The 18,379-nt window shown below is 71.9% G+C and carries 18 protein-coding genes; 11 read left to right on the top strand and 7 right to left on the bottom strand.

The annotated features are described in order from the left end of the window. Positions 1–135: 135 nt before the first annotated feature. Together U8525_RS06895 and U8525_RS06890 are read left to right on the top strand one after the other, a co-directional pair. Positions 136–1,434 (top strand): HD domain-containing protein, encoded by a 1,299-nt coding sequence (locus U8525_RS06895; RefSeq protein ID WP_374262732.1) that lies wholly within the window; start codon positions 136–138, stop codon positions 1,432–1,434. Positions 1,435–1,451: 17 nt separating this feature from the next. Then, complete coding sequence (locus U8525_RS06890) at positions 1,452–2,978, top strand: MBL fold metallo-hydrolase (protein ID WP_374262729.1); 1,527 nt, start codon at positions 1,452–1,454, stop codon at positions 2,976–2,978. On the opposite strand, the gene U8525_RS06885 is transcribed toward U8525_RS06890, so the two are convergent. The 5 genes from U8525_RS06885 to U8525_RS06865 all read right to left on the bottom strand — a co-directional run bounded on the left by U8525_RS06885 (position 2,975) and on the right by U8525_RS06865 (position 7,309). Further along, positions 2,975–3,718: a GlsB/YeaQ/YmgE family stress response membrane protein gene (locus U8525_RS06885; protein WP_374262726.1), complete on the bottom strand. Its 744-nt coding sequence runs from the start codon at positions 3,716–3,718 to the stop codon at positions 2,975–2,977. The two genes, U8525_RS06890 and U8525_RS06885, sit on opposite strands and share 4 nt — an antisense overlap. Before the next feature lie 11 nt (positions 3,719–3,729). Then, a complete protein-coding gene (locus U8525_RS06880; protein ID WP_374262723.1) occupies positions 3,730–5,610 on the bottom strand; it encodes an FTR1 family protein in 1,881 nt (626 codons plus the stop codon). Between the two features lie 122 nt (positions 5,611–5,732). Next, a complete protein-coding gene (locus U8525_RS06875; protein WP_374262721.1) occupies positions 5,733–5,966 on the bottom strand; it encodes a hypothetical protein in 234 nt (77 codons plus the stop codon). 63 nt (positions 5,967–6,029) lie between these two features. Beyond that, a complete protein-coding gene (locus tag U8525_RS06870; protein ID WP_374262718.1) occupies positions 6,030–6,518 on the bottom strand; it encodes a dihydrofolate reductase in 489 nt (162 codons plus the stop codon). Beyond that, complete coding sequence (locus tag U8525_RS06865; RefSeq protein ID WP_374262716.1) at positions 6,515–7,309, bottom strand: thymidylate synthase; 795 nt, start codon at positions 7,307–7,309, stop codon at positions 6,515–6,517. Before U8525_RS06865 ends, U8525_RS06870 begins: the two co-directional genes overlap by 4 nt. 103 nt (positions 7,310–7,412) lie before the next feature. Here U8525_RS06865 and U8525_RS06860 point away from each other — a divergent pair, with 103 nt between their 5' ends. Beyond that, the gene (locus U8525_RS06860; RefSeq protein ID WP_374262713.1) at positions 7,413–7,973 is read left to right on the top strand and encodes a cob(I)yrinic acid a,c-diamide adenosyltransferase; all 561 of its coding nucleotides are present in this window, start codon (positions 7,413–7,415) and stop codon (positions 7,971–7,973) included. A 3-nt stretch (positions 7,974–7,976) separates the two neighbouring features. After that, entirely contained in the window at positions 7,977–9,002 is a 1,026-nt protein-coding gene (queG, locus tag U8525_RS06855; protein ID WP_374262711.1) for a tRNA epoxyqueuosine(34) reductase QueG, read from the top strand. 224 nt (positions 9,003–9,226) lie between these two features. Here the strand turns inward: queG and U8525_RS06850 are convergent, their stop codons facing one another. After that, positions 9,227–10,012, bottom strand: a complete 786-nt coding sequence (locus tag U8525_RS06850) for a hypothetical protein (protein WP_374262709.1) — start codon at positions 10,010–10,012, stop codon at positions 9,227–9,229. Positions 10,013–10,107: 95 nt separating this feature from the next. On the opposite strand from U8525_RS06850, the gene U8525_RS06845 reads away from it, so the two are divergent. Both U8525_RS06845 and U8525_RS06840 read left to right on the top strand, forming a co-directional pair. Further along, positions 10,108–10,998 carry an MTAP family purine nucleoside phosphorylase gene (locus U8525_RS06845; protein WP_374262707.1) on the top strand — a complete coding sequence of 297 codons (891 nt, stop codon included), beginning with the start codon at positions 10,108–10,110 and terminating at the stop codon, positions 10,996–10,998. A 106-nt stretch (positions 10,999–11,104) separates the two neighbouring features. Further along, positions 11,105–12,154, top strand: coding sequence for a YihY/virulence factor BrkB family protein (locus tag U8525_RS06840; protein ID WP_374262705.1), 1,050 nt, complete (start codon positions 11,105–11,107; stop codon positions 12,152–12,154). Positions 12,155–12,181: 27 nt separating this feature from the next. On the opposite strand, the gene U8525_RS06835 is transcribed toward U8525_RS06840, so the two are convergent. Then, entirely contained in the window at positions 12,182–13,006 is an 825-nt protein-coding gene (locus U8525_RS06835) for a M48 family metallopeptidase (RefSeq protein WP_374262703.1), read from the bottom strand. A 149-nt stretch (positions 13,007–13,155) separates the two neighbouring features. On the opposite strand from U8525_RS06835, the gene mutM reads away from it, so the two are divergent. From mutM to dapA, 5 genes are all read left to right on the top strand, one after another. Continuing rightward, entirely contained in the window at positions 13,156–14,061 is a 906-nt protein-coding gene (mutM, locus tag U8525_RS06830) for a bifunctional DNA-formamidopyrimidine glycosylase/DNA-(apurinic or apyrimidinic site) lyase (RefSeq protein ID WP_374262700.1), read from the top strand. Between the two features lie 79 nt (positions 14,062–14,140). Then, complete coding sequence (locus U8525_RS06825) at positions 14,141–16,012, top strand: TIGR04551 family protein (protein ID WP_374262698.1); 1,872 nt, start codon at positions 14,141–14,143, stop codon at positions 16,010–16,012. Positions 16,013–16,015: 3 nt separating this feature from the next. Then, complete coding sequence (locus tag U8525_RS06820; RefSeq protein WP_374262695.1) at positions 16,016–16,228, top strand: hypothetical protein; 213 nt, start codon at positions 16,016–16,018, stop codon at positions 16,226–16,228. Continuing rightward, positions 16,225–17,466 carry a diaminopimelate decarboxylase gene (gene lysA, locus U8525_RS06815; protein ID WP_374262692.1) on the top strand — a complete coding sequence of 414 codons (1,242 nt, stop codon included), beginning with the start codon at positions 16,225–16,227 and terminating at the stop codon, positions 17,464–17,466. Before U8525_RS06820 ends, lysA begins: the two co-directional genes overlap by 4 nt. 16 nt (positions 17,467–17,482) lie before the next feature. Then, a complete protein-coding gene (gene dapA, locus U8525_RS06810; protein ID WP_374262689.1) occupies positions 17,483–18,370 on the top strand; it encodes a 4-hydroxy-tetrahydrodipicolinate synthase in 888 nt (295 codons plus the stop codon). Positions 18,371–18,379: the final 9 nt, after the last annotated feature.

The raw sequence follows: 18,379 nt of genomic DNA, 5'->3' as shown, positions 1-18,379 counted from the left end.
GGGACCTTCCCAGCCTGTGGCGTGGTGGCCGGTTGGTCCCTCACAGGGCTACCACCTGCCAGGGTATGCGCTACGGTGGGTGACCCGTCGGAGCGGAAGCCGGCCACCCCGGCTTCAGGTCCCGGCAAGGACGACATGCGGATTCGCGACCCCATCCACGGCGTCATCCCGGTGAGCGACCCGGAGAAGGCCGTCATCGACAGCCGCTTCTACCAGCGCCTGCGCTATGTGCGGCAGCTGGGCTTCGGAGACCTGGCCTTCCCCGGCGCCACCCACACCCGGCACGCCCACAGCCTGGGCGCCATGTACGTCGCCTCGCGCGTCTTCGGCGCCGTGGCCAGCCGCTCGGACCTGCCGGACGACGTGCGTGAACATTTCTGCACCGCCGTGCGCCTGGCGGTCCTCTGCCATGACCTGGGGCACATGCCCCTGTCGCACGCGTCCGAGCGCATCGCGCCCCGCCGCTCGCTCCTGCGGCTGCCCGGCTGGCTGGACGCCGCGGCGGAAGGGGAGCAGGCGACCCACGAGGACTACACGGCGAAGCTGCTGCTGGACAGCTCGCTGACGGACATCATCCAGCGCGAGTTCGGCGCGCGGGGCATCACCCCCATGGCGGCGGTGGCGCTCATCACCGGCGCGAAGCCGCCCAAGGACCCCGGCTTCACGTACAAGGGCGTGGACTGGACGCCGCTGCTGCGCGCCATCGTCTCCGGGGAGCTGGACGCGGACCGGATGGACTACCTGCTGCGCGACTCGTTCTACACGGGCGTGAACTACGGCCGGTACGACATGGACTGGATCGTCTCCAACCTGAACCCGGCGGTGAAGGACGGCCGGGCGGTGCTGGCCCTGTCGCGCGCGGCGGCGTTCGCGTTCGAGGACTTCCTGCTCAGCCGCTACCACATGTTCGTGTCGGTGTACCTGCACCACACGTCGGTGAACTTCGACCACATGCTGCGGCGGTACTACGAGGAGACGCCCGGCGAGTTCGAGATTCCCCACGACCCGGAGTCCTTCCTGCTCTGCGACGACGCGGCGCTCTGGTACACGCTGCGCCGCTCGAAGAACCGGTGGGCGGAGCGCATCAGCCGCCGGCAGGGCTTCAAGCTGCTGGCGCAGTTCACGGAGCGCGACACGGGCTACGACCTGGAGGTGCTCAACAGCGCGCTCACCAGCGGCGGCTTCGAGCACTACACGGTGGAGTCCAAGGGGGCGCTCAGCAAGTACGTGGGCTCCTCCGGGGGCGGCGGCAACCCGGGGCTGTTCATCCTGGACGTGTCCACGGGGCGGCTGACGGAGGTGGCGCGCTACACGCCGCTCTACCAGCGCTACAGTGGCGCGGTGCGCCTGACGCGGCTCTACGTCCGGCCGGACCAGGCGGAGCGGGCGCGCGAGATGATGGGCCGGCTGCTCGGCCAGACGCCCCAACCCTGAAGGACGACGGTGCAACCATGAGCGAGCCCCTTCCCGGCATGGGCCTCTTCGGGCCCCACACCCCCGTGGAGCCCCGGCCCTCCTCGGTGGTCATCCTCTACCGGCGCGTGCACTCCGGCGTGGAGGTGTTCTGGGTGAAGCGCGAGCGCGCGCTCAGCTTCGCGGGCGGCTTCTATGCCTTCCCGGGCGGCAAGCTGGACCAGGACGACCACGAGGTCCCCGTGCAGGGCGCCCAGGGCGAGGAGGCCGCGCTGCGCTCCGCGGCGGCGCGCGAGCTGTTCGAGGAGGCGGGCGTGCTGGTGGCGGAGGGCGCGAAGGCGCTGGCTCCGGAGACGCGGGAGGCGGGGCGGGCGGCGCTGCTCGCGGGAACGGCGAGGTGGAGCGAGTGGCTGGCGCGCCACTCGCTGGCCCTGCGCGCGGACGACCTCAAGCCCGCGGGGCGCTGGGTGACGCCGCCGTCCATCCCGGTGCGCTTCGACACGCGCTTCTACCTGGTGGAGCTGCCGGAGGGCGCCTCCGCGAGCATCATCCCGGGCGAGCTGACGGAAGGGGCGTGGATCCGCCCGGAGGACGCGCTGGCGCGCTGGAGCGACGGCACGGCGCTCCTGCATCCGCCCGCGCAGCACGCGCTGCAGGTGCTGTCCGCGTTCACGGACGAGGCGGACGCGCGCGCGAAGCTGTGCACGCCGCCGTACTGCCCGGGCTACGTGGCCCAGCGCATCGAGTTCCAGCGCGGCGTGCGGGTGGTGGCGCTGGAGACGCCCACGCTGCCGCCGGCGACGCACACCAACGCCTACGTGCTGGGCACGGGCGACCTGCTCATCGTGGACCCGGGCGCGTCGGACGTGAAGCAGTACGCGAAGCTGCTGTCGCTGGTGGCCGGGCTGAAGGCGGAGGGCGCCCGTCCGGTGGCGGTGGTGCTCACGCATCACCACGGCGACCACGTGGGCGGGGCGTTCGCGGTGAAGGAGCGGCTGGGCATCCCGCTCTGGTGCCACGCGCGCACGGCGGACCGGCTGGACTTCCCGGTGGAGCGGCTCCTGGAGGACGGCGAGGTGCTCAACCTGGACGGCCCCCTGGTCCAGCGCTGGCACGTGCTGCACACGCCGGGGCACGCGCGGGGGCACCTGTGCCTGGTGGACTCGCGCAGCAAGGCGGCCGTCGTGGGGGACATGGTGGCGAGCGTGGGGACCATCGTCATCGACCCGCCGGAGGGCAACATGGTGGACTACCTCACGCAGCTGAAGCGGCTGCGCGACTGGCCCGTCGGCACGCTGTACCCGGCGCACGGGGCCCCGGTGCCGGACGGGCCGGGCAAGCTGAACGAGTACCTGCGCCACCGCGCCCAGCGCGAGGCCCTCATCCTGGAGGCGGTGCCCGCGACGGGCGCGACGCTGGCGGAGGTGGTGGCCACGGCCTACGCGGACACGCCGCCCCTCCTGCACCCGGTGGCGGAGCGCAGCGCCCTGGCCTCCCTGGAGAAGCTGGCGGCGGAGGGCCGCGTCCGCGAGGACTCCTTCACCTGGTTCCGCGTGGGCGCCTAGAAGCTGCCCATGAGGCCCAGGTGCGGGCCCTTGCTGCTGTAGGTGGCCACGGGCATCAGGTGCACGGCCGGGGTGGGGGGCGCCTGCATCGCGGCCTCCTGGCGCAGCACCTTGCCGTGGGACAGCTCGAAGCCCGCGCTCGCGCCCACCACCGGCAGGATGAAGAGGGCGGCGTTGACGGCCGCGGGCGCCTCCGCGCCCCCGCTGTTCAGCAGCGTGAGCGCCAGGAACGTCGCGCCCCAGCCCACCATGCTGCCGGCCACCGTCGCGCCCACCCGGCCGCGTCCGCCCATGAAGTGGCCGCCCGCGTACGTGCCCACCGGGATGCCGATGATGGCGCCCGCCCCGGCGCCCGCGGCGGCCATCACCAGGCACTCGTCACAGCCCACCGTGGCCGAACCCAGCAGGTACCCCACCGAGCCCAGCACCGTCGCGCCCACGATGCCGCCCGCCGCGCCGCCCAGCACCTCCACCGCCACGCGCGGCACCGGATCCTTCGCCGCGGGCGTCGCCTTCACGGAGGGCAGCGCCTCGGCGGGGACGGCGGCGCGCGCCGGGACCTCGGCGCCCGACGCGACGTCCGGCGGCGGAGGCACGTCCTCGTCCGGCGCGCCCACCAGCGGTGGCGGCGTGAGGCTCCCGGCGGGAGCCTGTGCCGGCTCGGCGGGGGCGCCCTGGGCGGAGGCCAGGCCCGACACGAGCAGCAGGGCGAGGAGTGGGGACAGGCGCGTGCGCTTCACCAGGGCCCACGCTACCGCAAGGGCGGCGTCGGCGTCGCCCCGTCACCGGAGGCCGGCGTCTCCTCGCGGGGCCGGCGGCGCAGGGCCTTGTACAGCAGCGGCGCCACGGCCAGCAGCGCCTGCGGCACCAGCGACAGCGCGTCCGGATACAGGCCCAGCATGTCCACGTAGACGAAGCGCACCGGCACCAGGGGCAGCGCGCCCACCTCCTGCAGCGAGTGGATGCCCTTGCCCAGCAGCATCACCGCCGTCACCACCATCACCACCGTGGAGAGGTTGAAGAGCGTCTTCATGGGCAGCCGGTAGCCCATGCGGTTGACGAAGAGCACCAGCACCACCAGCGCCACGATGCCCCCCACCACGCCCCAGGCCACGCCCGCCGCGGAGTCCACCGCCAGGCCCTGGAGGAAGATGGCCGTCTCGAAGCTCTCGCGCAGCACGGACGTGAACGCGATGATGAAAAGGCCCACCGTGCTGCCGCGGCCCAGCGCGCCCTGCATCTTCTGGCGCAGCTCACCCATGAAGTGGCTCACGTTGGCGCGCGCGTTGAGCCACAGCGCCGCGTACAGCAGCATGCCCACGGCGACGAGCGCGGTGACGCCCTCCATCCACTCGCGCTGCGCGCCCGCCAGCAGCTTGCGGCCCACCAGGTACGCGATGGCGCCCGCGATGAGCGCGGACACCACGCCCGCGTGCACCACGCGCACCTGGTCCATGGCCTTCATCTTCTTCAGCGCCGCCAGCAGCGCGGTGACGATGATGGTCGCCTCGAAGCCCTCGCGCAGCAGGATGAGCAGCGTGAGCCACGCCACCGACAGCACGTCCGTGGTGCTGCCCGTGGACTTGCGCGCCTGGTCCAGCAGCGACAGCAGCTCCCGCCCCTCGTCCTGGAGGTGCGGGCTCTTGCGCTCCGCGGCGAGCCGCGCCTGCATGAAGGCCTCCTCCAGCTTCTGCGTGAGCTCCGGGTCGCGCCCGCGCAGCTTGGGCTCCACCGGCTCCAGGCCGTTGAGGTACGCGTCCAGGAGCGCGTTCTTCGCGGCCACGTAGTCGCCGTCCGCGCCCAGCTTCAGCGCGTGGCCCACCGCCGCGCGCGCGTTGAGCAGGACCTTCTCCTCGTCCGCGTCCGGCATGTTCCGGCGCAGGCACGCCACCTTGTCCGCGCCGTACGCCTTGGCCAGCTCCGCGTCCGTGGACGTGGCCAGCCGCTCCAGCGACGCGTTGGGCGGCTCGCCCTGGCACGGCGGCTGGCGCAGGGTGAAGACGAAGAAGGCCAGCGACCAGCGGTCGTCCTCGGTGAGCGTGGGGAAGGCCGGCATCGCCGTGCCGGGCACGCCGAAGCTGGTGGTGTTGAACGCCTTGTACGGCGTGAGCCCGTCCTCCATCAGCTCCGGGTCGTGGAAGTTCGCGGGCTGCGGCTCCATGTTCGCCGCGATGGCCACGTCCGCCTTGCCCTCCGCGCCGTGGCACGCCGAGCAGTTGGCCTGGAACAGCTTCTGGCCATGCTCCAGGTCCGGCGCCACGCGAGGACTGCGCGCGAGGCCCCCCGCCAGCACCAGGCGCTCCACCAGCTCGCCGCAGTCGCGGCTCACGCCCTCCGGGTCCTTCGCCTCGTTGACGCGCGCCTGGATGGCCTCCACGCGGGGCACGAACGTGGCCGCCGCCGGGCCCAGGTCCTTCGCCGCCGCCAGCGCCTCCGCCGCGAAGCTCTTCTGCTCCGTCAGCTCGAACTCCGACTGCGACGCCACCGCCGCCGGGTAGTCCGCCTGGAGGTACTGGAGGATGCCCACCAGCCGGTGCCAGGTGCGCCCCTCATCGGAAGCGGGCGCTTCAGCCCGGGCGGAAGAGGACAGCGCGAGCAGCAGGCACAGGGCGAGGGAGGCGGCGTGTTTCACGTCCGTCTTCTACCAACCACCCCAGGGGCGTTCAATTCTGCGAATCAATTTCAATTGATGAGACCCCCCTCAGGAATCGAGGGGAGTCTGGGGGCAACACTCGGGGTGCTCCCGGGGATGACTCAGTGCAGGTCGATGCCGCAGTACTGCGGGTAGATGCTGCACGGATAGCAGGGGCCGCCCGGGCCGTCGTAGCAGACCTCGTTGGGGCCGCAGATGCCGCTCTCCGGGCACTGCCGCAGCTCCTGCTCCTGCGTGCCGGGCCGCGCGCCCGGGCCTTCCTCGACAGGACCGCCACAGGCGGTGAGGCCCAGCACCGTGAACAGCCCGAGTCCACGCATCACATGACGGCGCATGCACGCTCCTTCGGTGAGAGGGGCCCGCACGATAAGTCGCCCGGAGAACCCACGGAATAAGGGCTAGCCCTGAAGCTCGTAGGTGAAGAAACCGAAGGGCGGGTCGCCGTCCGGGTGCCGCTCCTCCTCCATCAACCTCCATCGGGTGAGGTCCACGGGCGGGAAGAAGGCGTCGCCGGGGAAGTCCCGCTCGATGCGGGTGAGGTAGAGCCGGTGCCACAGCGCTTGCGTCTGTGTGTAGAGGTCCGCGCCGCCCGCGATGAAGACCTCGCGGTCGCTTCCCGCCTGCGCCAGGGCGTCTTCCACGGAGTGGGCCACGCGGACGCCTTCGGGGGCGGCCCAGTCGCGCTGCCGGGTGAGGACCACGGTGGTGCGGCCGGGCAGCGGACGTCCGATGGAGTCGTAGGTCTTGCGGCCCATGACGAGGGTGTGGCCCAGGGTCAGCCGCTTGAAGCGCGCCAGGTCCGGCGGCAGGCGCCAGGGCAGGGTGTTGCCCAGGCCGATGACGCGGTTCGCCGCCATGGCGACGATGGCGGACACGCGCGGGCTCATACGGCCACGGGCGCCTTGATGGCGGGGTGCGGGTCGTAGCCCTCCAGCGTGAAGTCCTCGTAGCGGAAGGCGAACAGGTCCTTCACGTCCGGGTCCAGGCGCATGCGCGGCAGGGGGCGCGGCTCGCGCTTCAGCTGCTCCTGCGCCTGCTCCACGTGGTTCAGGTACAGGTGCGCGTCGCCGAGCGTGTGGATGAACTCATGCGCGGTGAGGCCCGTGGCCTGCGCCACCATCATCGTGAGCAGCGAGTACGACGCGATGTTGAAGGGCAGCCCCAGGAAGATGTCCGCGCTGCGCTGGTAGAGCTGGCAGGAGAGCCTCCCGTCCGCCACGTAGAACTGGAACATCACGTGGCAGGGCGGCAGCTTCATGGAGGGCACGTCCGCCACGTTCCACGCGCTCACCAGGTGGCGGCGCGAGTCCGGGTTCTTCCTCAGCCCGTCCACCAGTTGCCGCATCTGATCCACGTGGCCGCCGTCCGGCGTGTTCCACGAGCGCCACTGGTGGCCGTAGACGGGGCCCAGGCTGCCGTCCGCGGCGGCCCACTCGTCCCAGATGGTGACGCCGACCTCCTGGAGCGAGCGCACGTTCGAGTCGCCCCGGAGCATCCACAGGAGCTCGTGGATGATGGACTTCAGGTGGAGCTTCTTCGTCGTCACCAGGGGGAAGCCCTGGGTGAGGTCGAAGCGGAGCTGGTGTCCGAAGAGGCTCAGCGTCCCCGTGCCGGTCCGGTCGCCCTTCTTCGTCCCGTGCTCCAGGACGTGCTCCATCAGACTCAGGTATGGCCGCATTGGCCTTTTTCCTTAGGCGGGGTCGTGCGGCTGATCAAAATAATGATCCCGGGTCACCACCGCACGGCGTTGCATGTGTTGCGTCGCTATAAAAAGGGCTGCCATGAAGATCTATACAAAGACCGGCGATGCCGGAGAGACGGGCCTCTTCGGCGGCGGTCGCGTGGCGAAGGACGACGCGCTGGTGGACGCCTACGGCGAGGTGGACGAGCTCAACGCCACGCTGGGCCTGGCCCGCACGTTCCCGCTGCCCGTGGACCTGGACCACTTCCTCCAGCGCATCCAGGACCAGCTCTTCACGGTGGGCGCGGTGCTGGCCACGCCGCCACACACCAAGGCGGCGGCCCACATCCCGGAGCTGCGCCCGGAGTGGGTGGAGGAGATGGAGCGCCACATCGACCGCTATGAGGAGGAGCTGCCGAAGATGACGCACTTCATCCTCCCTGGCGGCGCGCCCGCGGCCGCGGCGCTGCACCTGTCGCGCACGGTGTGCCGCCGCGCCGAGCGCCGCGTGGTGACGCTGCTTCGCGAGGACAAGGCCCCGCCCGCGGTGGCCATGTACCTGAACCGCCTGTCGGACCTGCTCTTCGTGGTGGCCCGGCTGGTGAACTTCCGCGCCGGCCTGCCGGACGTGAAGTGGATCCCCGAGAAGCCGACGAAGTAGTCCGTGTACGCGACGCAACTGCCCACTGCCAGGCTCAGGCAGCTCGCCCAGGACGTGGGCTTCGACCTCATCGGCTTCGCTCGCGCGGAGCCCATCCCGCCGTCGTCGCTGATGTCGTGGCTGGAGGCCGGCTACGACGCGGACATGGACTGGATGGGGTCTCGCGCCGAGGAGCGGCTCGACGTGTCGGTGCTGCTGCCGGGCGCGCGCACGGTGCTGTCCTTCGCCAACAACTACTGGAGGGACGACGCGCCCTCGCAGGGCTCGCCCATCGCGCGGTACGCGCGGGGCCGCGACTACCACTCCACGCTGCGCGACCGGATGAAGGCGTTCCGCAAGACGCTCAACGCCTGGTACCCGGGGCTGGGCACCTACGGCGGGGTGGACAGCGGGCCCATGATGGAGAAGGTCTGGGCCGCGCGCGGCGGCCTGGGCTACGTGGGCAAGAACGGCTGCCTCATCACGGAGTCCCATGGCTCCTGGGTGCTGCTGGCCACGCTCATCCTGGACGCGGAGGTGGACGCGTACGCGGACGGCCCGGTGGCGGACCGCTGCGGCTCCTGCCGGCGCTGCCTCATGGCGTGTCCCACGGGCGCGCTGGTGGGGAACCGGCAGGTGGATGCGCGCGCGTGCCTGTCGTACCAGACCATCGAGAACCGCGAGCGCGAGGTGCCGGAGGCGTTCCGGCTCAAGTTCGACAACCTCATCTTCGGCTGCGACATCTGCCAGCAGGTGTGCCCGCTGAACCGCAAGCCGGTGTTCGCGGACGACGCGCGCTTCACGCCCCGCGCGGTGGCGTCGCTGGGCACGCTGGAGCTGGCGGCGATGACGCCCGAGCAATACCAGGAGCTCATCCCAGGCACGGCGCTCGCCCGCGCGCGGTACGACGGCTTGAGGCGCAACGCGGTCTATGCGCTGGGCGTCGCTCGGCAGGTGCACGCCCGGCCGCTGCTCGAAAAGCTCAGCGGAGACGACAGCGAGCTGGTGCGCAGCGCCGCGCGCTGGGCGCTGCTGCAACTGGAGCCGTGACGCCTGGGAACGCGACGCCGCCGCTCGGGCGGGTGTCCAGCCGGTGGAGCGTCAGCGAGTGCGACGACGGCCAGGAGCGCGGCTCCGTCAGCGTGTCACCCTCCGCGCTCGGGCAGCGCGTCCAGGACGTGGAGCGGGGGCGCGCGCGGGCTGGGCGCGGCGCCCCTCCGAGGGCAGGTCGCCTCGCGGAGGGCTCCTGGCCGCATGCCGGGTGGCAGACGGCGTCAGTCCCCGTTCGGATCCCACTCGGAGATGTCCTTCCGGGCGGGCTCCGGCGGAATCTCGGGACGCGGCGAGGCGGGGCGGGGCGGCTCCTTCTTCGCCACGGGCGGCGGGGGCGGCGCGTCCTCGTCGTTCGGGTGGCTCGGCCGCGCGGGCTCGGCCACCACCGGCTTCGGCTCGGGCCTGCTCGGCGGCGGCTCGGTGAAGGCCTCGATGTCCGGGGCCTCGGAGCGGCGGGCCGCCGGTTCGGGCGCCACGGCGGGGGAGGGCGGGGGCGGCGGCGGGCGCGCGGGCTCCGCGGCCTTCACGGGGACGGCGGCCCGCGGCCTCGCGGGCTTCGTCTCCACCACGTCCGAGGCGCGGTAGCCCGTGCGCTCCGGGGGCGGCTCCGGCGGATCGTCGTAGGAGTCGCGCACCGGCCGCGCGCGCACCGGCTTGTCCTCGTCGTCGCCGAAGGGGTCCTCCTCGCGGCGGCGGTCCTTCTCCTTGATTTCGCGCAGCCTGGCCGCCTCCGTCTTGCCCAGCCGGCGCTCGGGCGGCGCGTCCGGGGCGTCCGGGGCCCGGTTGTTCACTGCGTTGAACTGCCGGGCACACTGCGTGCGCTGTCGCAGGCAGCTGTCGAAACAGCCCGTCAGCTTCTTGAGGGCGGCGCCGTTGCCGCCGTACTCGATGGTGCAGTCCTCCTTGCACGTGGTGGCGTCCTCCTCGCAGCCGGGCGGGACGGGGCCGGCCAGGGCAGGGGTTGCGAACAGGACGCTGAGGGCGACGAGGCGCGGGAGAAGACGCATGGCAAATGTGAAAGCTACCAGTCTTCCGCGCTTCCTGGGCGAGCCCCCCGCGATATCGTCAGGCCCACGCCCGGCGACCGGGCGAGAGGAGACGCATGCCGGCGGTCAAGGTGGGCATCATCGGGGGCCACGCCCTCTACCAGGCCCTGGGACTCCAGGGGCGCGGTGAGCACGTCTCCGTGGAGACGCCCTTCGGGCCCCACAGCACCCCGCTCATCTCCACGGAGCTGGACGGCGTCCCCGTCGTCTTCGTCTTCCGCCACGGCCAGGGCCACATCCACAACGCCACCCGCGCCCCCTACCGCGCCAACCTCTTCGCCCTGAAGGCGCTCGGCGTCACCCACGTCGTCTCCACCGGCACCGTGGGCAGCCTGAGCGAGTCCATCCAGCCGCTCCACCTGGCCCTGCCGGATCAGGTCATCGACCGGACCTACCGCCGCCCCTGCACCTTCTACGACGACGTCGCCGTGCACGTGGAGCTGGCCCAGCCCTTCTGCGCCACCCTGCGCCAGACGCTCACCGACGCCGCCGGCGGGAGCGACACCGTGGTGCACACCGCCGCCACCTACGTCTGCATCGAGGGCCCCTCCCTGAGCACCCAGGCGGAGAGCCAGCTGTACCGCACGTGGGGCGGGGACCTGGTGGGGCTCACCGCCATGCCGGAGGCGCGGCTCGCCCGCGAGGCGGAGCTGCACTACGCCCTCATCGCGCTGCCCACCGACCACGACTCCTGGCGCCCGCAGCCCGTGGGCCAGGAGCCCGAGGCGCTCCTGCCGCAGTTCGCCCAGCGGCTGGACGCCGTCACCGCCCACGGCGCCGCGCTCCTGCGCCGCGCGCTGCCCCGCATCGCGAGCGCGCCCGCCACCTGCCGCTGCGACAGCGCGCTCGCCCTGGCCATCTTCACCGACCGCGCCCGCATCCCCGCCGAGGTGCGGAGCCGCCTGCGCCCGCTGCTGGGCCGCTACCTGCCCTCCGGGCTCGTCTAGCGTTCAACACCCGGCACGTCCCGCCGCGAGCGCCCGCCCGGCCGCCTGCTGCCGAATGGCCGGCGCGTCCCCACATTGGCTCCCCACAGACCCGGAGGGGAGCCACATGGGGCTGCCACGGCTCAAGGACCTGACGTGGAGGGAGTTCGCGCGGCGCTTCTGGAAGGAGATCGAGGAGGACACCGTCACCGACGTGGCGGCGCAGCTGTCCTACTACTTCATCTTCTCCCTGTTCCCGTTCCTGTTCTTCCTCGTCACGCTGGTGGCGTACCTGCCGTTCGCGCCCGGCGCGGTGGACGCGATGATGGACCGCATCCGCCCGCTGGTCCCCGGCGACGCGCTGGGCGTGGTGAACCAGCACCTGACGTCCCTCGTCGGGGAGACGCGCCCCAGGCTGCTCACCGTGGGGCTCGTCGTCGCGCTGTGGACCGCCTCGCGCGGCGTGGACGCCCTGCGCAAGGCGCTCAACCTGGCCTACGACGTGTCGGAGTCCCGGCCCTACTGGAAGACGCAGGGCCTGGCGCTGCTGGTGACGCTGCTGGGCGGGCTGCTGATTCCCCTCTCCTTCACCATCCTGCTGCTGGGCGGGCGCGTGGGGGCGTGGGTGGCGGACAAGCTGGCGCTCATCGACGAGTTCCACCTCGTCTGGTCCTGGCTGCGCTGGCCCTTCACCGCGGCGCTGGTGATGCTGATGCTGTCGCTCTGCTACTACCTGCTGCCGGACGTGAAGCAGCGCTTCAAGTACATCACCCCGGGCTCCGTCATCGGCACGCTGGCGTGGCTGGGCAGCACCTGGGGCTTCACCCAGTACGTGGAGCACTTCGGCAAGTACGACGTCACCTACGGCTCCATCGGCGGCGTCGTCGTGCTGCTGCTCTGGCTCTACATCTCCGGGCTCATCTTCATCCTCGGAGGGGAGCTCAACGCCATCCTTGAGCACGCCTCCGCGCGCGGGAAGGCCAAGGGCGCGCGCGACTTCGGCCAGCCCGCGCCCCTGGAGCCGCCCCTCAAGACGCCCGGCGCGGCCAAGAGCGCCGCCAGCGCGCGCAAGACGCGGCTCGCGTTGTTCAGGCGCAGGCGCCGCGTGGCGGAGGGAAAGGACCCGGAGCCCCCGGGCCTCCTGCCGGACGGGAGCGACCCCCCGTCCGTGCACTGAGGGCCTGGGGGCCCGCGCCGCGACGCGCTACTGCTTGGGCAGCTTCGCCTGGATGGCCGGCAGCCCGCCCGGGGTGTTGCGGTCGCCCTTGAGGCCCTGCTGCGCGATGAGCTTCCGCAGGTGCGCGATGCGCTCCTCGTTGGTGGGGTGCGTGGACAGCCACTTGAGCACGCCCGGCGTGGAGCCCTGCTCCTTCTGGAGCTTCTGGAAGAAGCTGATGAGGCCGTTGGGGTCGAAGCCCGCGGCGGCGGCGTACTTCGCGCCGTACTCGTCCGCTTCCGTCTCCTCGCTGCGGCCGTGCGCCAGTTGCAGCCCGCCGCCCGCCAGCTGCGCGGCGATCTGCGCGGCGGTGCCCGGGTTCTGGCCCAGCGCCACCTGGGTGATGGCCTGCAGGCCGTAGGCGTTCACCATGGCGCGCGCGGAGTGCCGGCCCACCACGTGGCCCGCCTCGTGCGCCATCACGCCCGCCAGCTCCGCCTCCGTGTCCGCCGCGAGCAGCAGGCCCGTGTACACGTAGAGGAAGCCGCCCGGCGTGGCGAAGGCGTTGACCGTCTTCGGGTCGTCGATGACGTTGACCTTCCACTTCACCCCGGAGCGGTCCTTGTTGGCCTGCGCGAGGATGGGCGAGGAGATGCCCCGGACGTACGCCAGCACCTCCGGGTCCTCCACGTACTTGATGTTCTCCTTCGTCTCGAGCTCCTTCTTCACCTGGAGGCCGAGCTGGTTCTCCTGCTCGTCGGAGATGACGACGCTGGCAATCGCCTTCTCCGCGCCCACGCGCTGCTTGGTGCAGCCCGTGGAGAGGCCCGAGGCCAGGGTGAGGGTCAGGAGTGCGGTGACCATCCGTTGCATGGGCGAGTCGTCCTTCGCGTAGGGGTTGGAGGCTTTCCGCGGCCCGTCGTAGCCACACCCCCAGGTCCCGGGCAAGCGCCTTCCCCGCTCCCCCATCCACCGGGGGACATGCGCCGGAAACAGTCCGGTGGTATGCCCCGGCGCCAGAGATGCCTGAGCTACCGGAAGTGGAGATCGCCCGGCGCAACCTGGAGCGCTGGTTCAAGGGCCGGCGCATCGTGCGCGCGGAGGCGGACGCGACCCGCGTCTTCCGGGGCGCGGAGCGGACCCACTTCACCCGGCTCACCGGCCGGGTGACGGCCCTGGAGCGCAAGGGGAAGTACCTCCTCCTCACGCTGGAGGGCGGCCACGGCCTGATGGCCCACCTGGGCATGACGGGCAAGTTCGTCCGCCGCGGGGAGGGCGAGCCCGTCCCCCACAGCCGCGCCCGCTTCCGCCTGGACGACGGCCACGTGGTCCACTTCAGTGATCCACGCCTCTTCGGCCGCCTGGAGCCGGTGCCCGCCCAGGGGCTGTGGGAGCTGCCCGCGGTGAAGGCCCTGGGGCGGGATCCGCTGACCGAAGGGCTCACCGGCCCCCAGCTCCAGGAGGCGGTGGGGGACTCCAGGCAGGACCTGAAGGTGGCGCTGATGGACCAGGGCCGCGTCGCGGGCCTGGGCAACATCCACGCCGCGGAGGCGCTCTTCCGCGCGGGGCTGCACCCGGCGCGCAAGCCCGGCACCCTCACGCCCGACGACTGGAAGCGCCTGGCCAGGGCCATCCACGCCGCGTTCGACTTCGCCTTCAAGGAACAGGAGGGCGAGGACATCACCTACCTGGAGGAGGCGGGCGCCGAGAACCGCTTCCGCGTCTACGGGCGGGCCCACGGGCCGTGCTCGAAGTGCGGTACGACGGTGGAGTCCTTCACCCAGGGTGGGCGCACCACGCATTTCTGTCCGAAATGTCAGCCGCTCACCACGGTTGGCTCCCGCGCGTCCCGGAAGGGGGCGGCGGAGGGGAAGGGGAAGCAGGCCGCTGCCGTCAGCGGCCCGAAACCCCGATCCCGTAGACGTTGACACCCCAGGGGGGCATGGCTTGAATCGCCCGCCCTTTACACCCGGCCGCGTCATGTCGCGGCCCCGGAGACCGTTGACCATGTCTCACGCCCTGCTGGCGGCGCTGCTCGTCGCCTCGTCCACGGCCACCGCGCAGACGCCGGTGCCCGATGGTGGCACGCCCTCGGCAGCACCCCAGGAGTCGGCCCCGGCCGAGTCTCCCGCCCCCGCGGCCCCGGCCGCCGCCACCCCCGCGCCCGCCCCGGAGGGCGTCAGCCGCGAGGAGCTGGAGCAGCGCCTGGAGGCCACGCGCCAGGAGCTGCGCGAGGACATCCGCGCCCAGACGGCCACCCAGGCCGTGGCCAACAACGACTGGCAGGAGGAGTGGACGGAGGAGAAGCGCAAGCTGGAGCTGTTCACGCTGGACGGCTACCTGCGCGTGCGCCCCACGCTCTTCTACAAGTTCGACCTGGGCAAGCCCGCGCTGGCCGCCGGCACGCCCCTGGGCCGCCAGCTGTGGACGCGCTCTCCGCGCACCGCCGCGGAGAAGACCCAGGCGGGCGCCAACATGCGCTTCCGGCTGGACCCGTCCTTCAACGTCTCCGAGGACGTGCGCATCAAGGCGCAGGTGGACGCGCTGGACAACATCCTGCTGGGCTCCAACCCGGACAGCGCCTACAGCGGTGACGGGCGCAACGACTTCACGCTCTTCTCGGAGAACCAGTCCCCGTCCGCCTCCGCCGTCAACGCGTTCAAGGACTCCGTCGTCGTGCGGCGCGCGTACGGCGAGGTGACGACGCCGGTGGGCATCCTGCGCTTCGGCCGCATGGGCAGCCACTGGGGCCTGGGCATGCTGCGCAACGACGGCAACTGCCTGGACTGCGACTACGGCGACACGGTGGACCGCATCCAGTTCGTCACGGAGCCGTTCGCCGGCTGGTACGTGACGCCCATGCTGGACTTCAACTCCGAGGGGCTGTCCACGGAGAAGGCCAACGCCCAGGGCGAGCCGGTGGACCTCACCCAGTCCGACGACGCGCACAGCCTGGTGCTGGCCATCGCGCGGCGCGACACCGCGCAGCAGCAGAAGGCCAAGCTGGACAACAACCAGGGCGTCCTCAACTACGGCCTGTACTTCACCTACCGCACGCAGCGCTACGCGACGCTGACGGAGACCGGCGTCCCCTTCGACGACGCCAACCCCTCCATCCCCGTCAACGTCACCACGCCCTCCTTCGTCCCGCGCGGCGGCACGCTCTACATCCCGGACCTGTGGTTCAAGTACGAGGAGAAGAAGTTCCGCATCGAGGCGGAGTTCGCCGCGCAGCTGGGCACCATCGACGGGCGCGCCCTCACGGCCGCGGACTCCACCACCCAGTCGCTGCGCGTCGCGCAGTTCGGCGGCGTGCTCCAGACGGAGTTCCACGTCATCGAGAACAAGCTGAACCTGGGCATCGAGATGGGCTTCGCCTCCGGTGACAAGGCGCCGGGCTTCGGCAACTACCCGGGCCGCCAGGGCACGGGCGCGAACGGCAACACCGCGCCGGGCGACGCGGAGGGCCGCCAGTACAGCTGCGACAACACCGGCTGCAACGACAACGCCATCCGCAACTTCCGCTTCAACCGCGACTACCGCGTGGACCTCATCCTCTGGCGGTCCATCCTCAACGGCGTCACCGACGCGTTCTACGTGAAGCCGGGCCTCAAGTACTCCATCGCGGAGGGCTTCGACGTCTTCGGCAGCATCGTCTACTCGCAGGCGTTCTACGCGGAGTCCACGCCGTCTTACACCAGCAAGAGCCTGGGCCTGGAGGCGGACCTCGGCGCGCGCTACGTCACCGAGGACGGGTTCGTGGCGGGCATCGACTACGGCATCCTCTTCCCGCTGGACGGCCTGAAGGACGCCGGCCTGCCGGGGCAGGAGCTGAGCACCGCGCACGCCATCCGCGGCACGCTGGCCATCCGGTTCTAGCCCATGCGCCCGTCCCTCCCGCGGCTGTGCGCCGCCGCCAGCCTGGCGTTCGCGCTGGCGGCGTGCGGCATCAAGGGCAACCCCCGCGCGCCCCGTCCGGCGCCGCCGCCCGCGCCCACGGCGGAGACGGCGCCCGAGCAGCCGCGGCGGGAGCCCGTGGAGCCCTCCGGCCCCACGGTGCCGCCGTCCGCCACGGACGCCGGGCTGCCCGAGTGAGCGCCTTCCACCACCGCAAGGGCGTGCTGCACGCCGAGCAGGTGCCCCTGCCCGCCATCGCGGACGCGGTGGGCACCCCCACGTACGTCTACTCCACCGCCGCGCTCACGGAGCGCTTCCGGGCGGTGACGGAGGCGTTCCAGGGGCAGAGGCACCTCATCTGCTACTCGGTGAAGGCCAACTCCAACCTGGCCATCCTGGGCCTCTTCGCGAGGCAGGGCAGCGGCTTCGACATCGTGTCCGGCGGCGAGCTGGCGCGCGTGAAGCAGGCCGGCGGCGAGCCCGGCAAGACGGTGTTCGCGGGCGTGGGCAAGACGCCGGACGAGATGGCCCAGGCGCTGTCCCAGGGCCTCCTGCTCTTCAACGTGGAGAGCGCGGAGGAGCTGGACGCGCTGGACGCCGTGGGGCGCGGGCTGGGCCGGCGCGCGCCGTTCGCCCTGCGCGTGAACCCGGACGTGGACGCGAGGACGCACCGGTACATCTCCACCGGCCTGAAGACGTCCAAGTTCGGCGTGCCCTTCGAGGAGGCGGTCGCCCTCTACGCGAAGGCGAAGAAGCTGAAGGGCCTCAAGGCCCTGGGGCTGGACTGCCACATCGGCTCGCAGCTCACCCGCACGGCCCCCCTGAAGGCCGCCATCACCAAGGTGGCGGACCTCTACTCCACGCTCAAGGCGCGGGGGCACGCGCTGGAGTACCTGGACGTGGGCGGCGGGCTGGGCATCACCTATACGGACGAGACGCCGCCCAGCCCCCGGGAGTACGCGCGCACGGTGCTGGCCGCGACGGAGGGCACGGGCGCCACGCTGCTGCTGGAGCCCGGGCGGGCGCTGGTGGGCAACGCGGGCGCGCTGCTCACGCGCGTGCTGTACCGCAAGCCCACCCAGGCGCGCACCTTCGTGGTGGTGGACGCGGGCATGAACGACCTGATGCGCCCGGCCCTCTACGAAGCGCACCACGCCCTCCTGCCGGTGATGAAGCGCCGCGGCCGGGACGTGGAGGTGGATGTCGTGGGGCCGGTGTGCGAGTCCACGGACGTGCTCGCGCGGGCGCGCCCCCTGGTGCTGCCCCGCCAGGACGACCTGTATGCCTTCATGAGCGCCGGGGCTTACGGGATGAGCATGGCTTCCACCTACAACTCGCGGCCCCGGCCGGCGGAGGTGCTGGTGGACGGAGCGGCCTGGCGTGTCGTGCGGGAGCGCGAGCGCGTCGAGGATCTCTGGCGCGGCGAGCGGGCCTGAACATATAAGCGCCGACATGAAGACCTTCGAAGGCTCCATGACGGCGCTGGCCACCCCGTTCCTCGACGGTGCGCTGGACGAGGGGGCCTTCCGCGCCCTGGTCCGCTACCAGCTGGAGGGCGGCACGAGCGTGCTCTTGCCCATGGGCACCACCGGCGAAGCCGTGACGATGGACGCGGACGAGCGCGCCCGCGCCATCGCCGTCGTCGTGGACGAGGTGAAGGGCCGCGTGCCGGTGGTGGCGGGCGCGGGCAGCAACAGCACCCGTGAGACGGTGGAGTCCGTGCGCCGCGCGCGCGAGGTGGGCGCCGACGGCGCGCTCATCGTCACGCCCTACTACAACAAGCCCACGCAGGCGGGCCTGGTGGAGCACTACCGCGCCATCGCGAAGGCGCACCCGGGCTTCCCGCTCATCGCCTACAACGTGCCGGGGCGCACGGGCGTGGACCTCCTGCCGGAGACGGTGCTCCAGCTGTGTGACGTCCCGGAGGTCGTGGCGCTGAAGGAGGCCACGGGCAACCTGGTCCGCGCGGTGGACCTGGTGGAGAAGTGCGGCGACCGGCTGACGCTCCTGTCCGGCGACGACTTCACGGTGCTGCCCTTCATCGCGTGCGGCGGCAAGGGCGTCATCTCCGTGTCCTCCAACGTCGCGCCCCGCATGATGGCGGACCTGGTGGCGGCGGCGCGGCGCCACGACATCGCGAAGGCGCGCGACCTCCAGGTGCGGATGAACGCGCTGCACCGGCTGCTCTTCGTGGAGTCCAACCCCATCCCGGTGAAGTGGGCGCTGCACCTGCTGGGCATGTTCGGCCCGGAGCTCCGCCTGCCGCTCGTGCCCATGGGCGAGGCGAACGCCGCGAAGCTGAAGGCCGAGCTGTCCGGGCTGGGCCTGCTGAAGGCCTGAGGAAGGGAA

The organism is Corallococcus sp. RDP092CA (genome assembly GCF_041903675.1).
Taxonomy (GTDB): Bacteria; Myxococcota; Myxococcia; order Myxococcales; family Myxococcaceae; genus Corallococcus.
The sequence above is the reverse complement of the archived record's forward strand: the minus strand, read 5'-3'. Positions and strand labels throughout refer to the sequence as shown.

Bases quoted from the DNA above. Each gene is read 5' to 3' on its own strand.
- U8525_RS06865 (WP_374262716.1), bottom strand. From the start codon at position 7,309: ATGCGGCCATACCTGAGTCTGATGGAGCACGTCCTGGAGCACGGGACG.
- U8525_RS06875 (WP_374262721.1), bottom strand. From the start codon at position 5,966: ATGCGCCGTCATGTGATGCGTGGACTCGGGCTGTTCACGGTGCTGGGC.
- U8525_RS06890 (WP_374262729.1), top strand. From the start codon at position 1,452: ATGAGCGAGCCCCTTCCCGGCATGGGCCTCTTCGGGCCCCACACCCCC.
- U8525_RS06845 (WP_374262707.1), top strand. From the start codon at position 10,108: ATGCCGGCGGTCAAGGTGGGCATCATCGGGGGCCACGCCCTCTACCAG.
- U8525_RS06870 (WP_374262718.1), bottom strand. From the start codon at position 6,518: ATGAGCCCGCGCGTGTCCGCCATCGTCGCCATGGCGGCGAACCGCGTC.
- U8525_RS06850 (WP_374262709.1), bottom strand. From the start codon at position 10,012: ATGCGTCTTCTCCCGCGCCTCGTCGCCCTCAGCGTCCTGTTCGCAACC.
- mutM (WP_374262700.1), top strand. From the start codon at position 13,156: ATGCCTGAGCTACCGGAAGTGGAGATCGCCCGGCGCAACCTGGAGCGC.
- U8525_RS06820 (WP_374262695.1), top strand. From the start codon at position 16,016: ATGCGCCCGTCCCTCCCGCGGCTGTGCGCCGCCGCCAGCCTGGCGTTC.
- U8525_RS06840 (WP_374262705.1), top strand. From the start codon at position 11,105: ATGGGGCTGCCACGGCTCAAGGACCTGACGTGGAGGGAGTTCGCGCGG.
- dapA (WP_374262689.1), top strand. From the start codon at position 17,483: ATGAAGACCTTCGAAGGCTCCATGACGGCGCTGGCCACCCCGTTCCTC.
- U8525_RS06835 (WP_374262703.1), bottom strand. From the start codon at position 13,006: ATGCAACGGATGGTCACCGCACTCCTGACCCTCACCCTGGCCTCGGGC.
- U8525_RS06895 (WP_374262732.1), top strand. From the start codon at position 136: ATGCGGATTCGCGACCCCATCCACGGCGTCATCCCGGTGAGCGACCCG.
- U8525_RS06825 (WP_374262698.1), top strand. From the start codon at position 14,141: ATGTCTCACGCCCTGCTGGCGGCGCTGCTCGTCGCCTCGTCCACGGCC.
- U8525_RS06860 (WP_374262713.1), top strand. From the start codon at position 7,413: ATGAAGATCTATACAAAGACCGGCGATGCCGGAGAGACGGGCCTCTTC.